The following is a 19,036-nucleotide window of genomic DNA, read 5'->3' as shown; positions in this document are numbered from 1 at the left end:
AAAAGTGGTTTAAAGGACGGATACCTGCACTTATATACAGAGATACCTAAACACTGATAATATTTCTGACTATCGGTTGATATTTATGCCACCAAAACAAAAAATGAGGGGGCAAATTTCAACCACACAAGCCTGCAATTTTGCATATTGAAAGAGAGTGCTTATACCTATACACAATAACGATTACGAGATTAACGTGGAAAAAGAAACTCAACAATATCTGGAATAAAACGCTCAAAACCAATAAAACTATGATCACCACCTTTTTCTGATGTAGTTTTACAAGAAGAATATTTCACTTTTGCATAACGGTGATCCAGTACTTCATCTCCTTCTTGTTGTAATAGCCAAATATTTTTCGGCATACTCAGCATTTTTACCTCTAATGCTTTTAGCTGATGTATATAATGCTTATCAATATTATATGCTTCCCCTGTGCAGGGGTGGCGTTGTTGTCCCATGTGCGCATGAAAGATATTATTCTTCACAACAGGATTAATCAAAATCGTTTTTAATGCATACTCATGTGCGAGTTTCATTGCAAAATAACCACCCAAGGAGCTTCCCATTAGTCCTATCTGTGCATTTTTATATTGCGTTATCAGTGCACATAACAAATGCCAAACTTGCTGGGGTAAACAGGGAAGTTGTGGGCAAACAAATACAATATCAGCATGATTTTGATGGATATATGCCTGCATTTGTTGCACTTTCAAAGACTTGGGGGAACTATGAAAACCATGCAAGGCAATTAATATTTTACGCATTAATAACCCTTAGAGGATATATCTACATTAAAAATACCTCTATTGACGCGTTCGACTCGTGTTGTGATCGTGCCATTTTTACGTAACGATAAGTATCGATATCCTGGCGCCGTACAATCTAAAGTAAAATCTTTACTATCCGGTTTAAACTGTACACATGTGGATGGTGAGGTGTAAAAAGTGACACCCTTAAAATCTATTTCTTTTGCTTGATGCACATGTCCAGACAAGACTGCTTGCACGTTTTTAAAAGGTTGTATAATGTCTAAAAAGTCTTGATTGTTTTTTAGAATATGCTGATCAAGCCAAATACTACCTACTGGTAATACATGATGATGTACACAAATAAGCGTATATTTATCTGGCTCATTCGCTAATATACTTTGTAAAAAATCTAATTGTTGAATATTTAACCTTCCATGTGCCCTATTTTTAAGTTGCGAATCTAATAAGATAATGTTCCAGTATTTACTGCACAATAATTTAATCTGAGCAAAACCTTCTTCTAAAAGACTTGGCAACATCACTGACTGCATATCGTGATTACCCGGGAGCCAATAACACGGTAAGTTTAACTTTTTAATTTCGCGACTAAATGTTACATAAGATTGTGCAGAATGATCTTGCGTTAAGTCTCCCGTTGCGAGTATTGCTTGACAAAAAGGTGCATCCTTACTGGCAAGTTCCACAACGGCACTAAAACTTTTTGCTGTTTTTATACCCAGAAGCTGATGCTCTGTATCAGAAAATAGATGTGTATCAGTAATTTGTAATACCGATACATTACCTTGTTTATCAGTCTGCAGAGGTGCGCTTATTTTATACATATATACTTATTTTATACCCGTTATGATCAAAATTCGCTTATTCGATATTAAAAAAACGTTTTGGTTATTCTTATTTGTCACATGATCGACATGAAAAGTTCCCTGAATAATAAAAAAGAACAACGATGAGATTTGTACCTTACTCAAGCCGTGGATCTTTATTTTATATCTTATGCGTACACATCCCAATATCACGCTTTTTCTAAAAAACAACTTAGATATCGTCAACATTAACATCTACACAACAATAATAAAAAACTAAACATTGAAAATGTTAATCTAATTGGACTTTGAAAAGTTTTTTATTCAATTCTAACCATTGCAAAGCTATTACCGTCATTGCATTATTAATTTTACCTTCAACAACCCATTGATACGCGACTTTTCGAGGGATAACATGCACTCGAATATCTTCGGACTCTTCAGTTAACCCATAAACCCCTTCAACGCCCTGACTTTCAACATTAGCAATAAATAATGCAACTTGCTCTGTCGAACCACCCGGGCTGACTAAATAATTCATGATAAATTGACAAGAGAGGAGTCTCAGCCCCGCTTCTTCAAAAGCTTCTCGGTGCACAACATCATGCGCCGACTCCCCCTCGTCAATCATTCCAGCTACCAATTCAAGTAACCAAGGCGATTGTTTCCCTCCTAATGCGCCAAAACGAAATTGTTCAATTAAAATGACACAGTCTTTTTCAAAGTCATAGGCTAATACGGCAGCTGCATTACCGCGTTCAAAAAATTCTCGCTCAATGACAGCACTCCAATCGCCAGAGAATAATTTATGCTGCAAAGTGTATTTGTTACATTGAAAGAAACCTTTATATAACGACTCTTTTTTTATAATTTTAACATCAGCTTTTGTATAACCGCTAAAATCATTGCAACTAATAAATGAATGTTCGTTCATTTTCTGCTAATCTCCTAAATTCTAGTTTAAATTTATTTATTCTAAGCTGATTCATCTTTCTTGATTAGCTTATACAGTAGGATTGTATACCATGAAAATTAAACAATTAACGCTTGCAACATTTATTGCATTAACAAGCTTTAATTCTATCGTTAGTGCCGATAATTTACTGAACATTTATGAAACCGCACAGCTACAAGATCCTGTTATTCAAAAAAGCAAAGCTCAATATGATATGTACCTTGAAAAAGTAAGTACTTCAAATGCGGCTCTTTTACCACAAATAGGCTTTGGTTTAAATGCGGCACAAACTAAAGATAAAGATGATATCAACTCAAATACCCAATATGGTGCAAACTTATCTCTTAGCCAATCCATTTATAACAGTTCATATTGGAAAGAGCTTGATCTAGCAGAACTACAAGCCACACAATACGCTGCAATTTATGGTTATGCACAACAAAATCTCATCTTGCGTACTAGTTCGATATACTTTGATGTGCTACGCGCAAACCAAAGCGTTATATCTGTCTCCGCTAATAAACTCGCGGTTGCTCGCCAATTAGAGCAAACAAAACAACGTTTTGATGTCGGTCTCATTGCAATTACAGATGTACATGAAGCACAAGCTGAATATGACAGAACAAATGCAGATCTTATCAAAGCAAAAAATAAATTAATGAATTCATTTTATGCGTTACGTGAATTAACCGGTGCAGAGATCAACAAAATTGACTTACTCAATACGCTAACATTTTCAGCTTCTCCCGTAGAAGGTAAGATTCAGCTTTGGCAACATAAAGCATTGGAAAATAATCTCCTTTTACATGAAAAACGTATTGTTAAAGATCTTGCACAAATGCAAATAAAATTAGCACAAACAGGCCATCAACCGACTCTTGATTTAAGTGCAAGTATCGGATACAACAATACAAGCTACGACAATGTGGCGACAAGGTCTGATATTGAGATGAGTAATGTCAGTGTTGGGCTTGAATTCAACTTGCCAATATACACGGGAGGAAAAACCAGTTCATTAGTAAAACAAGCTAAATATACCTATGTGATGGCCAGTGAGGATTTAGTTCAATCATATCGCAGTATTAATGCTTCGATAAAAAGTGGTTATAATAATGTTCGTGCTTCTATTAGTTCTATTCTAGCTTATGAGCAAACGGTTATATCTTCAAAGAGCGCTTTGGAAGCCACGAAAGCCGGTTTTGAGGTAGGTACGCGCACCATTGTAGATGTACTCGACGCCACACGTAAACTATTCGAATCTGAGGACTTACTTGCTAATGCTCGTTATGATTATATTTTAAGTCAATTACAACTAAAAAATTCAGCAGGCACCCTGTCAATACAAGACATAAAAGATATATCTTCAGGCTTAATTGCAAGTACTACACCAAATACATAATGACTAGTCTCTTTTTATTCTGTATAAAAAAAGGAAGCAATAGCTCTTTTTATTCTGTATAAAAAAGGAAGCAATAGCTTCCTTTTTTACTCTAAAATCAAAAAATATCTAGTCATGCATATTATTACGAATACTATCAATTATCTGTGAAGTAGAGCAACCGTCTTCAAATTGTAAAACACGCACCGTACCGCCATTAGCAATCACTTCTGCACCACCTGCAATCTCTTCAATTTTATAATCTCCGCCTTTGACTAACATATCCGGTAATAAATGTGCAATCAAACGCTGTGGTGTTTTTTCACTAAATTCAATCACCCAATCTACCGCCCCCAATCCCGCTAGAACAGCCATCCGACGATCGACTGAGTTTACAGGTCGGCCAGTACCTTTTAGTACGCGCACCGATGCATCACTATTAACCGCAACAATTAAACGCTGTCCTTGCTCACGAGCACTATTAAGATAAGAGACATGACCTGCATGTAAAATATCAAAACAACCGTTTGTCATGATAACTTTTTCTCCTCTATGTTGTGCAAGTTTAACCGCTAAAGTTAATTGCTCTTCATTAAGGACACCAAAACCTATCTCTTGTTGACTATAAACGGCATTGGCTAATTCAATAGTATTAACCGTAGAAGTACCCATTTTACCCACGACGACGCCAGCTGCCGCATTCGCTAACGTACAAGCATGCTCAAAAGAACTTCCGGCCGCCAATGAGGTGGCTAAAACAGAAATCACTGTATCTCCAGCACCCGTAACATCAAATACTTCTTGTGCTTGTGTCACTAAATGAAAAGGATCTTTTCCTTTACGAATTAATGTCATTCCATTTTCACTGCGCGTTACTAATAAAGCGTCAATATCCAATTTGTCAATTAAGCATCGAGCTTTATCAACAATTTCTTGCGCGTTCTTACACGCCCCAACCACCGCTTCAAATTCAGATAAATTAGGCGTTAATAATGTCGCACCTCGGTATTTTTCAAAGTCGCTACCTTTGGGATCAACCAATACAGGTACTGCATATTTCCTAGCAAGCTTGATCATTTTTTGAACGTCTGCTAAAGAGCCTTTATTATAATCCGATAAAATAACGACACCAACATTTGCCGTGAGCCCCTGTTGCATTTTTTTAAGCAATGGGGCGCTATCTACATCGTGAAAGCCTTCTTCAAAATCTAAACGTAATAATTGCTGATTACGACTGAGTACACGTAATTTTGTAATGGTAGGAAACTGCGCTAATGTTACAAAATCAGTAATAACATGTACCGATTCTAATCCATTTTTTAACACTATCGCAGCCTCATCCTCACCAACTAAACCAATGAGTGTAACTTTAGAGCCTAACGCTGCTACATTTAATGCAACATTGGCAGCGCCACCCGGACGCTCTTCTATTTTTTCAACTTTAACTACAGGTACAGGGGCTTCGGGTGAAATCCTCACGGTAGAGCCCTGCCAATAACGATCTAACATGACATCGCCAACCACTAACACTTGAGCTTTTTCATATTCTGGTAATGTAATTTTCATGTTTTCTCTTACTTTAAATGAGTTTATATTCCCGTATACATCGGCGCTTTTACTTAGTAAAAATAATCCCTGAATACATATCATAGAGGAACGCACAAACGATACATAAATATGCCTATATTTATGTATAAACGCCAAGGTTATCACATTTTTACGAATTACCCATTGCGACTATTGACTAAGATACACAAAACAAAGAAAATCAAAGAACATCAAATCAAATAAAAATCACTGGAGAAGAAATGCTAACTATCCTTTGTGTCGATAGCGATAAACAGCAACAAACGCAGATACAACAAGATTTGCTCTCTTCTACAGTCGTTTTACATCTAATAAGCGCGAAAACAAAAAAGGAAGCATTAGGGAAATTATTGATTGCAAAGCGTCCGATTGTAATTATTCTTTGTGCGCAAAATTTAAGTGATGGTGATGCTAATAGTTTTTTTAGCTTAATTAAAGATCCTTCAATTCGTAAAATAGTTTACACCAAAAATCCCTGTTGCAACAATCTAATCTCTTTGATTAATGAACAACAAATAGATTATTTTTTTACCTTGCCATATAAACGATCTATATTAAAAACATTGATTGCAACACAGTTTTATTTATATAAACTGAAGGTAGAAAAATCCACTCCGGATACGCATATTCCTTTAGAAAAAATAAAGAAAAATATACTCAATATACAAAAGAGCACATCGACTAATTTATCCACTTTTCAAGATCGTTTTCTCGATTATTCGCTCTATAGTGATAACGAGTTATCTACACTAGTTATTCAATCATTATACAAAATATTCAAAGATAACGATCAAAATCAGGTGATCCGAACCTACGCAGCCAACCATTTCCTCACGAAAGAAGGTGAAAAAAACAATTTTTTATGGTTTATAAGTAAAGGAAAAGTAATATTAAGAAAACGGAATTCATTGGGTAAAAGCAAAGACATTATTACTATGAATAAAGGCTCAATGGTCGGGGGAATGTCTTTTATCAGTGGCGACAACTGTTTTAGTACTGGTGTCACCGTTGTTGAAACAGAAGTTCTCAAAGTAAGCCATAATATTTTCTATCATATATTACAATCAAATGTCTCTTTGCTCGCGCCTTTTACCAATCTATTACTTCGCCATTTTAATAGGCGCCTGCAACATAGTATTAGCGCGGAGCTCGCACTACAAGAAAGTGTTGAATCTCTCGATGCCGCACATAAACAGCTCATTCAAAGTGAAAAAATGGCAGTGTTAGGTCAATTAGTAGCAGGTGTTGCACATGAATTAAATAATCCTATTAGTGCTATTTTAAGAGGCTCTGATAGCCTGTCTGCATTAATTTCTGTATTATTCAGCACCCAAAAAGATAATGCATTTTCAAAGTTGTCCTTTGCAACATTACAACAGGGACTAACTCTTATCCCCCTCTCTACTTCCGAATTACGTCGCCGAACAAAAACTCTTAAAGAAAAAATAAAAAACAAAAATTTAGCCAAAAAACTGGTAAGTATGCATTTAGATGAAACCTATATTCCTCTCGAATGCGGACGAGATTTAGAGAAAAGTATTATTATCTTAGATAAATTTTATCAAGTAGGTTGTATTTTACGTAATAATAAAGTGTGTGCGACACGTATTGCCGATCTCGTGAAAAGCTTAAAACATTACGCAGGACAAGATAATCCCACTTGTAAAGCAACCAATATCCATGATGGACTCGAAGAAACCTTAATTATTTTTGAAAATAAATTAAAAAACTATAAAGTAATTAAAGAGTACCAAATATTACCCAACATTGAATGCTACCCCATTGAATTAGAACAAGTATGGACAAATATTATCGCGAATGCCATTGATGCAACGGATGGGAAAGGAAAGCTAACAATTACAACAAAATATTGCCCACATCAAATAGAGCCGTGCATACAAGTTATCATTGAGGACGATGGTCCAGGACTCGATGAAATACATGCAGAAAAGATATTTGAGCTCAATTATACAACAAAACGTAAAGGTCATTTTGGATTAGGAATTGGTCTTAATATCTGCTCTCAAATCGTCACCAGTCATAATGGTCATATTGAAGTTGAATCGAGTTTAGGTGAGTTCACGCGCTTTATCGTGACTCTGCCCATATCAAACACAAAGATAAAAAGTGCGCGTTGTACTTTTCTAAGTGCAGATATTTAAAAATTTACAGCCGCACTCTCTTCCGTTTAAATTGCCGAGTGACTGAACTATCATAACTTTTGCATACCCTCATAGCGGGCATAAAAAATAACATAGTGACCACTATTTTATAAATTCTACCGCTAATCTCCACTCATTTTTTAATTTACGTTGACCCACTCAATATATACTTGTTTTCTTTTATCGAATCAAGTGATTACAAAGTCGTCTTAATATCCAATACCAAAGAACACCGCAAGACATACACAATGAGTTTAATTGACGATAATTCACGTATGGAGCATACGTGATAAGGTTTCACCAAATATATTGAGAACTTATTCTTCGTCCTGTGAGGTGTAATAAATAGCGTCTTAGTCACAAATGTTTAGGGTGGTTTAATATTGTTTTTAGAAAACACACGGTTTAAAAACTAATAACCAACATGAAATACTATAAGAGCATATATGAGTAGAAATGAAATAAAAGAGAATATGAGGTAAATACGTATATTCTTATTTGAAGCTGACAGAAAGTACATTCACGATATTTTATTAAAATAATGCGATCTACATAAAAACAACAAATGGATAATAAAAAAAACTCGCCGAAGCGAGTTTTTTATATTGCAGTAAGAATAAATTATTTTTTCTTACCCAATTTTTCTTTGATTCGAGCAGCTTTACCAGTAAGTTCACGTAAATAGTAAAGTTTAGCTTGGCGAACCACACCACGACGTTTAACTTCAACGCTTCCTACAAGTGGGCTATGTGTTTGGAATACACGCTCAACACCTTCTCCATTCGAGATTTTACGAACGGTGAAAGAAGAATGTAAACCACGGTTACGCTTAGCGATAACAACGCCTTCAAATGCTTGAAGACGCTCTTTTTCACCTTCTTTAACGCGAACACGTACAATCACTGTGTCGCCTTGTGCGAACACAGGAATGTCAGTACGTAACTGTTCGTTTTCAATTGCTTGTAAAATATTGCTCATTTTAATACCTTTATTACCTAGTTAGCCAATAACATCGCTACTTAGTTGGAGTCACTTTGCAGAGCAGCAAGCAGTGTTGCTTGCTCGTCAGTCAGAGCTAGGTTGTTTAATAAATCGGGTCTTCTTTGTAACGTGCGTTGTAATGATTTTTTTAATCGCCATAGACGAATTTTTTCATGATCACCACTTAATAAAACACTTGGCACTGTTTTTCCATCTAACACTTCTGGGCGCGTATAATGAGGGCAGTCAAGCAATCCTTCCGCAAAGGAGTCTTGCTCTGCTGATAGCACATGACCTAAGACACCCGGCACAAAACGTGCTAAAGCATCAATTAAAATCATGGCTGGTAGCTCCCCACCACTTAACACATAATCACCAACCGACCATTCTTCATCGATTAAGCTTTCGATTATACGCTCATCTATTCCCTCATAACGCCCAGCAACTAGAATCAAAGCCATATGCTTTGATGCTAAAAATTGTGCACCACGATGGTCTAAACATCGACCTTGAGGTGAAAGGTAAATCACCTTTGCCTCATGCCCTGCTTCTTTGGCCGTTTGTTTTGCTGCGTTGATAGCATCCCGCAAAGGTTGCACCATCATCAACATACCCGGACCACCACCATAAGGACGATCATCGACCGTTCTATGTTTATCCAAAGTAAAATCTCGAGGATTCCAACATTGGATAGAAAGCAGATTATTTTTTACCGCTCGACCTGTCACCCCATTTTCGCTAATGGCCCGAAACATATCCGGGAAGAGGCTAATAACCCCAATCCACATTGCAATTCTCCTAAGGTGTCAGAAATCAGGTTCCCAATTAACTATAATTAGTTTGCCTGTAATATTAACATCTAATACTACCTGCTCTTTAATAAACGGAATTAACCGTTGTTTTTGTCCGAAAGCATCATTTGCATTGGCTTTAACAACAAGCACATCTTTAGAGCCTGTTTCCATCATATCGGTGACAACACCCAAATGATAACCTTTGTCAGTTTCAACTTGACAGCCAATCAAATCTCGCCAATAAAAATCATCTTCCAATTCAGGAAGTTCAGTGACATTCACAAGAAGTTCAACACCAACAAGGGCTTGTGACTCTTCACGTACATCAAAACTTTTTATTTTTGCAACAAATGTACCACTATGTGCTTTCCAAGCCGTTATATTAACTTCCTGCATCACACCGTTATACTTCATCAACAATGGCTTGTATTGAAAAATACTTTCAGCATCATCGGTGTAGGAGTGAATTTTTAACCAGCCTTTAATACCATGAACGGCACCAAATTTTCCAATCACAATTGGCTCTGCTACGTTACTCACTTAAATTCTCCTCACCAATTCGCAATTAAGCTACCGCTTTTGCGTTGTCTTTCAATAATTTAGATACGCGATCACTTAATTGTGCACCAAGGCCAAGCCAATGGTTAATGCGATCTGTATCTAAACGTAATTTTTCTGCTTTACCTTGTGCAGTTGGGTTAAAGAACCCTACTTTTTCGATAAAACGACCGTCACGTGCATTACGGCTATCAGTTACTACCACTTGGTAGAATGGGCGTTTTTTTGCGCCACCACGAGCTAAACGAATTGTTACCATATCGTCCTCTATATTAAATTATTAAACATCTTTGGCCAGAAATCTCTGACCGCCTGCTTTTGTAGAAAGCCGCAAAATCATACTCTTTTTAGGCAAAATAACAATCAAAATCACAATCATGCTTAAACAATCGACAAGATAACGCTAAAAATATTCTTATATTATCCTTACAACCACAAATATGACTATTGATACAAATATTTAGTAAAGATTAATTCTTTTATCGGTTTTCTACCTGTTTCCGCAAACAATAATGAATTAACATCTTCTAAACATTGAGCTCGGATCCTTTCTCGCTCAGCGCTTGACTTAATATCCGTTTCACTTTGCTCCCCAAAAATAGTAATAATCTTATCTCTGATAAGTGGTTCGTGCTGCTTTAAAAGTGCATAGTCAATTTTAGAATTCACCATTAACTCAACTGAAATACGTACAAAACCAATGCGTTTTCCCGTTTTTATATAATTAGTAATAATATCGGGTTCAAGTAAAAAGTACTGATAATCATTCTGCACGATATCTTTATGGGCCAAAATAAATGGGCTAAAAAGAGAAAAACAAAATAAACAAAGTAGAATTTTTTTCACTATATTATTTCCTCTGTGACAAATGTAGAAAAAGAATATTTGAGCGTAATGAGGTGCTATAGTAATAAATTATTATATTACTGTATTCAAGGCGCTCATGGCTGATACTTTAGGAATATTTAACTCTTCTATCGCGTGGTTCACAGAGCAAAAAAAATTAAATTGCTCACCCAAAATTCGCGCTTGGTTATCCGATCCAGATTCTTTAACCTTAAAGCTAGAATCCTTAGCGAAAACTTTTGAGGTTCGTGTTAAATCCCAAGAATTAATAAAGCCTAGCACATTTTTATCTGGCTATTTTAACAATGAAATAAAAGTGTTAGTACGTAACGTTTTTTTATATGTAGATCATAAAGCGGTCATCTTTGCACAAACCGAGATCCCAATTTCAACTTTAAATGCGCATTCAACAATTTTAGCTTATATTGATAACCAACCCTTAGGTAAAATATTATTTAATCACGCAAATATGACTCGTGATACCTTTGAGTTTTTCGAATTTAAAGAGCATTCTTCTGCACATCAACTTTTAAAACAAATAAATCAATCTAATAACGATTCATTATGGGCAAGACGTTCTTTGTTCTATCTCAACAATAATCCTTTATTAGTCAGCGAATTATTTCTGCCTGCATCGGGAATTTATAGATGATACTTTTACCTAGAAAAGAAAAATGCAAAGCTTATTTTGAACTTATGCGGTTAAACAAACCCATTGGATCGTTGTTATTACTCTGGCCTACACTTTGGGCCTTATGGATTGCAGCCAAAGGTGTCCCTGACATCAGTGTGTTATTCGTTTTTAGTTGTGGCGTGTTCCTCATGCGCAGTACGGGATGTGTTATTAATGACTTTGCAGATAGAAATATAGATGGCTCGGTAGCTCGCACCAAAAATCGCCCCCTACCCTCAGGCAGGGTATCAGCAAAAGAAGCTTTAATTCTGTTTTTTATACTGTCCTCCGTCTCTCTTTTTCTCGTGCTAACTCAAAATACATTAACGATAAAACTGTCTTTCATTGGTTTATTACTTGCTTTCTTCTACCCCTTTAGCAAACGCTTTACACCTTTACCTCAGCTTTTTTTAGGTCTTGCTTTTAGCTGGTCAATTCCCATGGCATATGCTGCGCAAACAGGCCGATTAGATACTGTTGTTTGGCTATTATTTATCATCAATATCATTTGGACCATCGCTTATGACACGCTATATGCAATGGTCGACAAAGAAGATGACCTTAAAATAGGTGTGAAATCCAGTGCTATTTTATTTGCACCCTATGAGCGAGTTATTGTCGCGATTTTACAACTTATTAGTTGCGCTCTTTTACTGCTTTTAGGTTTTTTTGAGAACTTGACTCTTATTTATTTTATTAGCTTATGTTTTGTACTAGGGTTATTTATTAAACAGCATTGGGATATGAGAAAAAATGAGAAAGATGCCTATTTTCAAGCCTTTTTAAATAACAATAAAATTGGAGCCGTTATTTTTATTGCTCTTTTTTTAACTTACTTATGAGTTCTACGCATCCGTATCGATTATTAGGCCTTAGTATCAGCCCAATAATCATACAGAATTTATTTAGCAGCCAGGCCCACACTCCATACATTGATTAATCATTGCAGAGCCTAATTTTAATTTTGCATTAAGATCGCGTAGCGCAGTACGTACACCTTCTTCTATCACCGGGTGATAAAAAGGCATCTCTAGCATTTGCGATATTGTCATTCTATTTTGATGTGCCCATGCGAGTAAATGTGCTAAATGTTCGACTTGTGGCCCTATCATCTCCGCACCTAACAGTCGCCCAGTGCCCTGCTCTGCATAAATGTGTAATAAGCCTTTGTTTTTCAACATCACTCGGCTACGTCCTTGATCTTCAAAGGATACAACACCCGTTTCAAAACAAGAGCACGCACCTAATTTAGCAATCACTTGCTTGCGACTTAAACCAATCATCGCCAATTGTGGATCAGTAAATACCGCAGCAATTGCACTACGACGTAAACCTACACGAATATGAGGATAAAGCGCCGCATTATTACCCGCAATTTTCCCTTGATCTGCAGCTTCATGTAAAAGAGGCATTTGATTACTAGCATCACCGGCAATAAAAATCGAGGGAATAGATGTTTGCATCGTAAACGGGTCCGCAAGTGGCACACCACGTGAGTCAAGTTCGATTTTAATGTTGTCTAACCCTAACTTATCCACATTAGGGCGCCGTCCGGTTGCCGCTAGAACTTGATCAACAAGGATAACTTGTTCTTTTCCTTTTTTATCAAGATAAGTGATTTGCACACCATCATCTTTGCGTAGCATCTCTTTTATCGTCGCATCAGCATCTAAGAAAAACTCATCCATAAATGTTTTCCGAGCATACTCCATCACATCAACATCGGTAAAGGGTCCAACTTGCCCCCCCATTCCAAACATAAAAACTTTAACTCCTAAGCGATGTAACGATTGACCAAGTTCAAGACCTATGACACCAGGCCCAAAAATAGCAATCGACGTAGGCAAATCAGTCCAATTAAACAGATCGTCATTAATAATTAATTTATCACCTAATGCATTCCAAATATCGGGATAACTTGGCCTCGATCCCGTTGCTATTACAATACGCTCTGCATTAACAATGCTATGATTGCCGATTTGTAATTGGTGTTTATTAATAAAAACCGCTTTACCAAATAATTTATCTTTGCTGTCGATACCCGCTACCGCATCTAAAACAAAACCCACAAAACGATCCCGCTCATGACGAATGCGTTGCATCACTTTTTTGCCATCAATACGCACATTACCTTCGACAAAAATACCAAATGGCTCACTATGCTGTATTTGATGCGCAGCGTCAGCCGCAGCTATCAATAATTTACTTGGCATACAACCGACACGTGCACATGTTGTTCCAAATTGAGCGCCTTCAATAAGTAACACTGAATCAGTCTTTTCTTTCGCGGCACGATAAGCGGCAAGCCCTGCAGTACCACCACCGATAATTACAATTTTCACTTCAATTTTTTTCATTACAACTCCAATTACTTTGTTGTATACGCCAAATAAACTCTATAAATAGAGTTGATGAGCCGCGCTGAGCAAAGATATTTATCAATAGGGAAAGACAAAGTTTAAATCTGCGCATTATTTTCAAGTGAAAAATAACAGCTGTAAACTTTTTATAGGAGATAGATTTTGCAAAAGAATAAGGTGCGTATCAGCATTTACTCGCACTTTATCCTTCGCCATTAATACATCGTATAGATGAGTTTATTTGTTCACATAAGCAATAATTGCTTCACTATCACCGATATGTTCACCATTAACATATAATTGAGGCACGGTACTTTGCCCTGTAATCGCTTTTAAACTGACACTTGTTGCATCGGTGCCTAAAACAATTTCTTCAAATGAAATATTCTTATCTTGTAAGGCTTGTTTCGCTTTTGCACAGAAAGGACAACCCGGTTTTGTAAATAAAGTCACAGCAGCTGGCGCTTTAGCGACAGGGTTAATGTAATTTAACATCGTATCTGCATCAGAAACTTCAAAGGGGTCACCAGGTTGATTTGGCTCAATGAACATTTTTTCAATCACACCATTTTTAACCAGCATACTATAGCGCCAGCTACGCTTACCAAAACCAATGTCACTTTTATCAACCAACATACCCATACCTTTTGTAAAATCACCATTACCATCGGGTACAACCGTAATATTTTCTGCTTCTTGATCAGCAAGCCAAGCATTCATAACAAAGGTATCATTAACCGCTAAACAAATAATATCATCGACGCCATTCTCTTTGAATACACGTGCAAGTTCATTATAACGAGGGAGATGCGTAGATGAACACGTCGGAGTAAAAGCACCCGGTAATGCAAATACCACCACTGTTTTATCTGCAAAAAGTTGATCCGTTGATACATTGACCCATGCATCACCCTGACGGGTTGGGAAAGTAACATTTGGAATTTTTTGGCCTTCAATATTATCTAACATGACTCGTTCCTTAAAAGTTTTATTAATAAAGTAAATAAGTATCACACTTATTTGATATATACATAGTAGCTGATTTACATTGATAGCTGATTTACATTGATTGGATAAATTGTTTAAAATTATCATTTTGATAGGATTTACCGATTAAAAGTCGGTGAGTCCTATATTAAACGCGGTTTATCACTTTATCTGTAGTTATCTGAAAAAGTAGAAATAAAATATTTATTCTCAATATTTCAATAAAAAAAGCGCCAGCGTAATAAACATTCGCCTTAATAGTCTAAATAATAATACAAAGAGAACAAAGGTAGATTAATAGAGCCCTTAATCAAATAATGCTTTTAAACTCGCAATCCCTTTTTCAGCAAGTTGTTGTTTTTGCTTGTCTGTTTTTTTCAACGGACCACTTTCCCATTGTAAATCATCTTGCGCTAATTCAAATAAAAATCGACTGGGTAACGGTTTAATGATTTCTCCATACTGACTGCGTTCTTTAGCCATAATAAAAGTTAATTCTTTTTGTGCACGAGTGATCCCTACGTATGCAAGGCGACGCTCTTCTTCTACATTATCTTCATCGATACTTACCTGATGAGGTAAAATACCCTCTTCCATTCCGATTAAATATACATAAGGAAACTCTAAGCCTTTAGACGCATGTAATGTCATTAATTGTACTTGATCAAGCTCTGTATCTTCTTCATTGCGCGACAACATATCGCGCAATGTAAGGCGCGCAACGACTTCTTCTAATGTCATCGCCTCGTCTAAGCTATCTCCCTGTAACATTTCAGATACCCATTTAAAGAGCATTGATACATTTTTCATTTGCATTTCAGCCGCTTTAGGGCTGGGACTGTTCTCATAAAGCCAGTCTTCATAGCCAATGTCGCGAATAAGATCACGCACCACATCAACACTTGCATCTCGGTATAAACGCTCATTTAATTCTACTAACCAACGAGTAAAAGTTTGTAGTGAAGATAAGCCTCGACCCGATAATGTTTGCTCAAGGCCGATTTCAAAACTGGCTGAAAACATACTTATCTGCCGTAAATTTGCATAATTACCTAATTTTTCTCGACTCGTTGCACCGATGCCTCGGGGTGGCTTATTGATAACTCTAATAAATGCATTCTCATCTTTTTGATTCACTAATAATTTCAAATAAGCCATGATATCCTTGACTTCACTGCGTGCAAAAAAAGATGTCCCTCCACTAATTTTGTATGGTATACGATTTTCCATCATCAATTTTTCTAATAAACGACTTTGATGATTACCCCGATACAGCACCGCATAATCTTTAAAACTAGCATTATTCATAAATTTATGCCCTGAAATTTCCATAACAACGCGCTCGGCTTCATGCTGTTCATTTTTAGCGCTTAAAACTTTTATAGGCTCTCCATAGCTCAATTCACTAAATAAACGTTTTTCAAATTCATGTGGATTATTTGCAATTAAAATATTCGCGGCTTTTAATATACGTTGGCTAGAACGATAATTTTGCTCTAATTTAATTACTTTTAACTGGGGAAAATCATGCTGTAATAAGCGCAAATTTTCAGGGCGAGCACCACGCCATGAATAAATCGACTGATCATCATCTCCCACAACAGTAAAACGCGCTCGTTCTCCAACAAGTGCTTTGATTAATTCATACTGACTGGTATTCGTATCTTGATATTCATCTACTAAAAGATAACGAATTTTTTTTTGCCAACGTAGACGAACCTCTTTTTTATGTGTTAAGAGTAACGTCGGCAATACGATTAAATCATCGAAGTCCACGGCATTATAAGCTTTTAATTGACGCTGATAATTGTCATACAAATGTGCAAATAAATTATCTTGCTCATTTTTTGCTAGTCGAAGAGCCTGTGCAGGCAATATCAAACTATTTTTCCAGTTTGATATTGTCGACACTAATAACTTTAAAATATCCATATCTTCTTGAATTTTTTTTACGCTTAATTCTTTTAATAACGCAAGAGTATCTTGATCATCAAAAAGTGTAAAACCAGATTTCATACCTAACGTTTTTACTTCTCTTTTTATAATATTAAGCCCCAAAGAATGAAAAGTAGAAATCATTAATCCACGAGCAGCCTTACGCCCTAGGGTTTTACTGACACGCTCTTTCATTTCTCGAGCAGCTTTATTAGTAAAGGTCACCGCCGCAATATTTTTAGCCAGATAATCACAATGCTCAACCAAATAAGCAATTTTATTGGTGATAACTCGTGTTTTACCACTCCCCGCACCCGCTAATACCAAACAAGGTCCAGATATCATTTTTACCGCAGCATCTTGCCCAGGGTTTAGTTCCATGATTTTTCCTAAAATACCAAAATAAATCAATTTTACGCACCTTTGTGCCTATATTTCAATTAAAGGGCATAAAAATGTATTTTAATATTGCATAATTTTATGAATAGATAATAATGAACGTTCATTCATTATTGGTGGGAACCATGGATAAACGCATTACCATTTTAATAGCAGCCGAAACACTGCTTTCTGAGCGTGGCTTTTATGGTTTATCCATGAAGTTATTAGCACAACGAGCAGATATCGCGGCCGGTACGATTTATTGCTATTTTAAAAATAAAGACGCACTACTTTCAGAACTGCTGATCCACATTAACATGCAAGTCGCAAATAAATTATTTGAGAATTGGACTGATACTCAGTCCCTACAACAAAAATATGAGATTTTATGGAAAAACACATTCAATTCTGTTTTACGTAACCCACAGCGATTAAATGTAGTTGATATGCTACTCTTTCGACCTGGACATGACAGAAAAGAAATAAAAAACATATTAAGATCAAATGTTTTTTCTCCTTTATTCGATTTTTATCAACAAGGTATCGATAATAATACCTTTCATGCTTGGCCGATTGAAGCTTTACTCTCACTTAGTTTTGATTCCGCTATCAATCTTGCTAAACATATATTACGTCAACGCTTAGAAAAAAATGAAGAATTAGTCGCGCAAGTTCGAAAGGCATCTTGGTTAATCATTCAAAAACAAAATAATCAATTTTAACAGCAAAGGTAATCAAATGAAAAAATGGATCGCTTCGGCAATACTATTAGCCATATTAGTTTTTGGTAGTGTCATTGGTTTTAACATGTATAAAGCGAGTAAAATCAAAGAATTCCTCGCTAATCGACCCATCAGTGAATTTTCTGTCACAAGTACCACTATTGAACTTGAAAATTGGGTGCCTCTGTTGCGTGCCATTGGATTTATTGAACCCATTCAAGGAGTTATGATATCCAATGAAGTGGCTGGTAAAATTGTAAAAATCAATTTTGAATCAGGACAAAACTTTAAAAAAGGCGACGCTCTGATCTACTTAGATAGTGACGTTGAAAAAGCAAATTTGCGAGCAGCCAAAGGAAAAATGCCAGCGATTAAACGCAATTTTAAACGCATGAAAGCCTTATTTTTAAAAGGCTCTGTTTCACAAGGTCAAGTGGATGATGCTCAATCTGATTATCTTTCTTTACAAGGTGAAATAGAATCGTACCAAGCAACAATTAGTCGCCGTATTATTCGAGCACCTTTTAATGGTATTGCGGGTTTACGTAATGTATACCTGGGCGAATATTTAACCGCCGGATCTAATATTGTACGCCTAGAAGATATTAGCCAAATGCGCTTACGCTTTACCGTGCCGCAAAATGATCTAAATAAAATATTTGTTGGACAGAATATACATATATTTGTCGATGCTGAGCCCGACAATATTTTTCTAGGAAAAATATCTGCGATTGAGCCTGCCATTAACTACCAAAGTGGTGTGGTTCAAGTACAAGCAAATATTCCTAATAAATTTCATAAATTACGTTCAGGTATGTTTGCTAAAGCCAATGTTATTATGCCAACATTGCACAACCAAGTTATCCTGCCACAAACAGCTATTAACTATACATTGTATGGCCAAACCGTTTATGTCATCACCGATAAAATAAATAAACAGGGTAAAAAACACCTACAAGTTAATCAAACAATCATTACGTTAGGTAAGAGTCACGATGGTGACGTCCATGTTCTTACTGGCTTGAAAGTTGGAGATCGCATTGTTACAAGTGGTCAAGTACGTTTGAGTAATGGGGCACAAGTTAAAATCATCCAGTCTGACCTTTTAAATAAACCCGATCAAATACCAGCGTTGTAGGAG

Annotated in this window: 18 protein-coding genes; 6 read left to right on the top strand and 12 right to left on the bottom strand. The window is 36.3% G+C overall.

What is annotated here, in order from left to right:
* Window positions 1-191: 191 nt before the first annotated feature.
* The 3 genes from B8W84_RS00780 to nudF form a co-directional block, all read right to left on the bottom strand.
* On the bottom strand, window positions 192-767 hold the full coding sequence (locus tag B8W84_RS00780; protein ID WP_094751436.1) for a YqiA/YcfP family alpha/beta fold hydrolase: 576 nt from the start codon (window positions 765-767) through the stop codon (window positions 192-194).
* Window positions 767-1,594, bottom strand: a complete 828-nt coding sequence (cpdA, locus tag B8W84_RS00775; RefSeq protein WP_094751435.1) for a 3',5'-cyclic-AMP phosphodiesterase — start codon at window positions 1,592-1,594, stop codon at window positions 767-769. The genes B8W84_RS00780 and cpdA overlap by 1 nt, the downstream gene beginning before the upstream one ends.
* Window positions 1,595-1,868: 274 nt before the next feature.
* The gene (nudF, locus tag B8W84_RS00770; protein WP_094751434.1) at window positions 1,869-2,510 is read right to left on the bottom strand and encodes an ADP-ribose diphosphatase; all 642 of its coding nucleotides are present in this window, start codon (window positions 2,508-2,510) and stop codon (window positions 1,869-1,871) included.
* A gap of 91 nt (window positions 2,511-2,601) precedes the next feature.
* On the opposite strand from nudF, the gene B8W84_RS00765 reads away from it, so the two are divergent.
* Window positions 2,602-3,930, top strand: coding sequence for a TolC family outer membrane protein (locus B8W84_RS00765; RefSeq protein WP_094751433.1), 1,329 nt, complete (start codon window positions 2,602-2,604; stop codon window positions 3,928-3,930).
* 108 nt (window positions 3,931-4,038) lie between these two features.
* Here B8W84_RS00765 and hldE read toward each other — a convergent pair whose 3' ends face one another.
* Window positions 4,039-5,475: a bifunctional D-glycero-beta-D-manno-heptose-7-phosphate kinase/D-glycero-beta-D-manno-heptose 1-phosphate adenylyltransferase HldE gene (gene hldE, locus B8W84_RS00760; RefSeq protein WP_094751432.1), complete on the bottom strand. Its 1,437-nt coding sequence runs from the start codon at window positions 5,473-5,475 to the stop codon at window positions 4,039-4,041.
* A gap of 242 nt (window positions 5,476-5,717) precedes the next feature.
* On the opposite strand from hldE, the gene B8W84_RS00755 reads away from it, so the two are divergent.
* Window positions 5,718-7,658 (top strand): ATP-binding protein, encoded by a 1,941-nt coding sequence (locus B8W84_RS00755; protein WP_094751431.1) that lies wholly within the window; start codon window positions 5,718-5,720, stop codon window positions 7,656-7,658.
* Between the two features lie 621 nt (window positions 7,659-8,279).
* On the opposite strand, the gene rplS is transcribed toward B8W84_RS00755, so the two are convergent.
* The 5 genes from rplS to B8W84_RS00730 all read right to left on the bottom strand — a co-directional run bounded on the left by rplS (window position 8,280) and on the right by B8W84_RS00730 (window position 10,837).
* Window positions 8,280-8,636, bottom strand: coding sequence for a 50S ribosomal protein L19 (rplS, locus tag B8W84_RS00750; protein ID WP_094751430.1), 357 nt, complete (start codon window positions 8,634-8,636; stop codon window positions 8,280-8,282).
* A 41-nt stretch (window positions 8,637-8,677) separates the two neighbouring features.
* Complete coding sequence (trmD, locus tag B8W84_RS00745) at window positions 8,678-9,427, bottom strand: tRNA (guanosine(37)-N1)-methyltransferase TrmD (RefSeq protein ID WP_094751429.1); 750 nt, start codon at window positions 9,425-9,427, stop codon at window positions 8,678-8,680.
* Window positions 9,428-9,445: 18 nt separating this feature from the next.
* Window positions 9,446-9,973 carry a ribosome maturation factor RimM gene (gene rimM / locus B8W84_RS00740; protein ID WP_094751428.1) on the bottom strand — a complete coding sequence of 176 codons (528 nt, stop codon included), beginning with the start codon at window positions 9,971-9,973 and terminating at the stop codon, window positions 9,446-9,448.
* 25 nt (window positions 9,974-9,998) lie between these two features.
* Window positions 9,999-10,250 (bottom strand): 30S ribosomal protein S16, encoded by a 252-nt coding sequence (gene rpsP / locus B8W84_RS00735; protein ID WP_094751427.1) that lies wholly within the window; start codon window positions 10,248-10,250, stop codon window positions 9,999-10,001.
* 185 nt (window positions 10,251-10,435) lie between these two features.
* On the bottom strand, window positions 10,436-10,837 hold the full coding sequence (locus tag B8W84_RS00730; protein ID WP_094751426.1) for a flagellar basal body-associated FliL family protein: 402 nt from the start codon (window positions 10,835-10,837) through the stop codon (window positions 10,436-10,438).
* A gap of 97 nt (window positions 10,838-10,934) precedes the next feature.
* Between B8W84_RS00730 and B8W84_RS00725 the strand changes: the two genes are divergently transcribed.
* Both B8W84_RS00725 and ubiA read left to right on the top strand, forming a co-directional pair.
* Entirely contained in the window at window positions 10,935-11,489 is a 555-nt protein-coding gene (locus B8W84_RS00725; protein WP_094751425.1) for a chorismate--pyruvate lyase family protein, read from the top strand.
* Window positions 11,486-12,352, top strand: coding sequence for a 4-hydroxybenzoate octaprenyltransferase (gene ubiA, locus B8W84_RS00720; RefSeq protein ID WP_094751424.1), 867 nt, complete (start codon window positions 11,486-11,488; stop codon window positions 12,350-12,352). The genes B8W84_RS00725 and ubiA overlap by 4 nt, the downstream gene beginning before the upstream one ends.
* Before the next feature lie 63 nt (window positions 12,353-12,415).
* On the opposite strand, the gene B8W84_RS00715 is transcribed toward ubiA, so the two are convergent.
* The 3 genes from B8W84_RS00715 to rep all read right to left on the bottom strand — a co-directional run bounded on the left by B8W84_RS00715 (window position 12,416) and on the right by rep (window position 17,173).
* Window positions 12,416-13,867 (bottom strand): dihydrolipoyl dehydrogenase, encoded by a 1,452-nt coding sequence (locus B8W84_RS00715; protein ID WP_094751423.1) that lies wholly within the window; start codon window positions 13,865-13,867, stop codon window positions 12,416-12,418.
* 240 nt (window positions 13,868-14,107) lie between these two features.
* Window positions 14,108-14,839: a glutathione peroxidase gene (locus tag B8W84_RS00710; RefSeq protein ID WP_094751422.1), complete on the bottom strand. Its 732-nt coding sequence runs from the start codon at window positions 14,837-14,839 to the stop codon at window positions 14,108-14,110.
* A 324-nt stretch (window positions 14,840-15,163) separates the two neighbouring features.
* Window positions 15,164-17,173 (bottom strand): DNA helicase Rep, encoded by a 2,010-nt coding sequence (gene rep, locus B8W84_RS00705; RefSeq protein ID WP_094751554.1) that lies wholly within the window; start codon window positions 17,171-17,173, stop codon window positions 15,164-15,166.
* 143 nt (window positions 17,174-17,316) lie between these two features.
* On the opposite strand from rep, the gene B8W84_RS00700 reads away from it, so the two are divergent.
* Together B8W84_RS00700 and B8W84_RS00695 are read left to right on the top strand one after the other, a co-directional pair.
* Window positions 17,317-17,895, top strand: coding sequence for a TetR/AcrR family transcriptional regulator (locus tag B8W84_RS00700; RefSeq protein ID WP_180706010.1), 579 nt, complete (start codon window positions 17,317-17,319; stop codon window positions 17,893-17,895).
* Between the two features lie 16 nt (window positions 17,896-17,911).
* On the top strand, window positions 17,912-19,033 hold the full coding sequence (locus B8W84_RS00695) for an efflux RND transporter periplasmic adaptor subunit (RefSeq protein WP_094751420.1): 1,122 nt from the start codon (window positions 17,912-17,914) through the stop codon (window positions 19,031-19,033).
* Window positions 19,034-19,036 lie beyond the last annotated feature (3 nt).

Source organism: Psychromonas sp. CD1, from assembly GCF_002239585.1.
GTDB lineage: Bacteria > Pseudomonadota > Gammaproteobacteria > Enterobacterales > Psychromonadaceae > Psychromonas.
This window is presented reverse-complemented; position numbering and strand designations above follow the sequence as displayed.

Excerpts from the sequence above, each read along its gene's own strand:
- B8W84_RS00765 (WP_094751433.1), top strand. The coding sequence starts at position 2,602 with ATGAAAATTAAACAATTAACGCTTGCAACATTTATTGCATTAACAAGC.
- nudF (WP_094751434.1), bottom strand. The coding sequence starts at position 2,510 with ATGAACGAACATTCATTTATTAGTTGCAATGATTTTAGCGGTTATACA.
- B8W84_RS00780 (WP_094751436.1), bottom strand. The coding sequence starts at position 767 with ATGCGTAAAATATTAATTGCCTTGCATGGTTTTCATAGTTCCCCCAAG.
- B8W84_RS00695 (WP_094751420.1), top strand. The coding sequence starts at position 17,912 with ATGAAAAAATGGATCGCTTCGGCAATACTATTAGCCATATTAGTTTTT.
- trmD (WP_094751429.1), bottom strand. The coding sequence starts at position 9,427 with ATGTGGATTGGGGTTATTAGCCTCTTCCCGGATATGTTTCGGGCCATT.
- B8W84_RS00710 (WP_094751422.1), bottom strand. The coding sequence starts at position 14,839 with ATGTTAGATAATATTGAAGGCCAAAAAATTCCAAATGTTACTTTCCCA.
- rpsP (WP_094751427.1), bottom strand. The coding sequence starts at position 10,250 with ATGGTAACAATTCGTTTAGCTCGTGGTGGCGCAAAAAAACGCCCATTC.
- ubiA (WP_094751424.1), top strand. The coding sequence starts at position 11,486 with ATGATACTTTTACCTAGAAAAGAAAAATGCAAAGCTTATTTTGAACTT.
- B8W84_RS00700 (WP_180706010.1), top strand. The coding sequence starts at position 17,317 with ATGGATAAACGCATTACCATTTTAATAGCAGCCGAAACACTGCTTTCT.
- hldE (WP_094751432.1), bottom strand. The coding sequence starts at position 5,475 with ATGAAAATTACATTACCAGAATATGAAAAAGCTCAAGTGTTAGTGGTT.
- rplS (WP_094751430.1), bottom strand. The coding sequence starts at position 8,636 with ATGAGCAATATTTTACAAGCAATTGAAAACGAACAGTTACGTACTGAC.
- B8W84_RS00725 (WP_094751425.1), top strand. The coding sequence starts at position 10,935 with ATGGCTGATACTTTAGGAATATTTAACTCTTCTATCGCGTGGTTCACA.
- rep (WP_094751554.1), bottom strand. The coding sequence starts at position 17,173 with ATGGAACTAAACCCTGGGCAAGATGCTGCGGTAAAAATGATATCTGGA.
- B8W84_RS00715 (WP_094751423.1), bottom strand. The coding sequence starts at position 13,867 with ATGAAAAAAATTGAAGTGAAAATTGTAATTATCGGTGGTGGTACTGCA.
- B8W84_RS00755 (WP_094751431.1), top strand. The coding sequence starts at position 5,718 with ATGCTAACTATCCTTTGTGTCGATAGCGATAAACAGCAACAAACGCAG.
- cpdA (WP_094751435.1), bottom strand. The coding sequence starts at position 1,594 with ATGTATAAAATAAGCGCACCTCTGCAGACTGATAAACAAGGTAATGTA.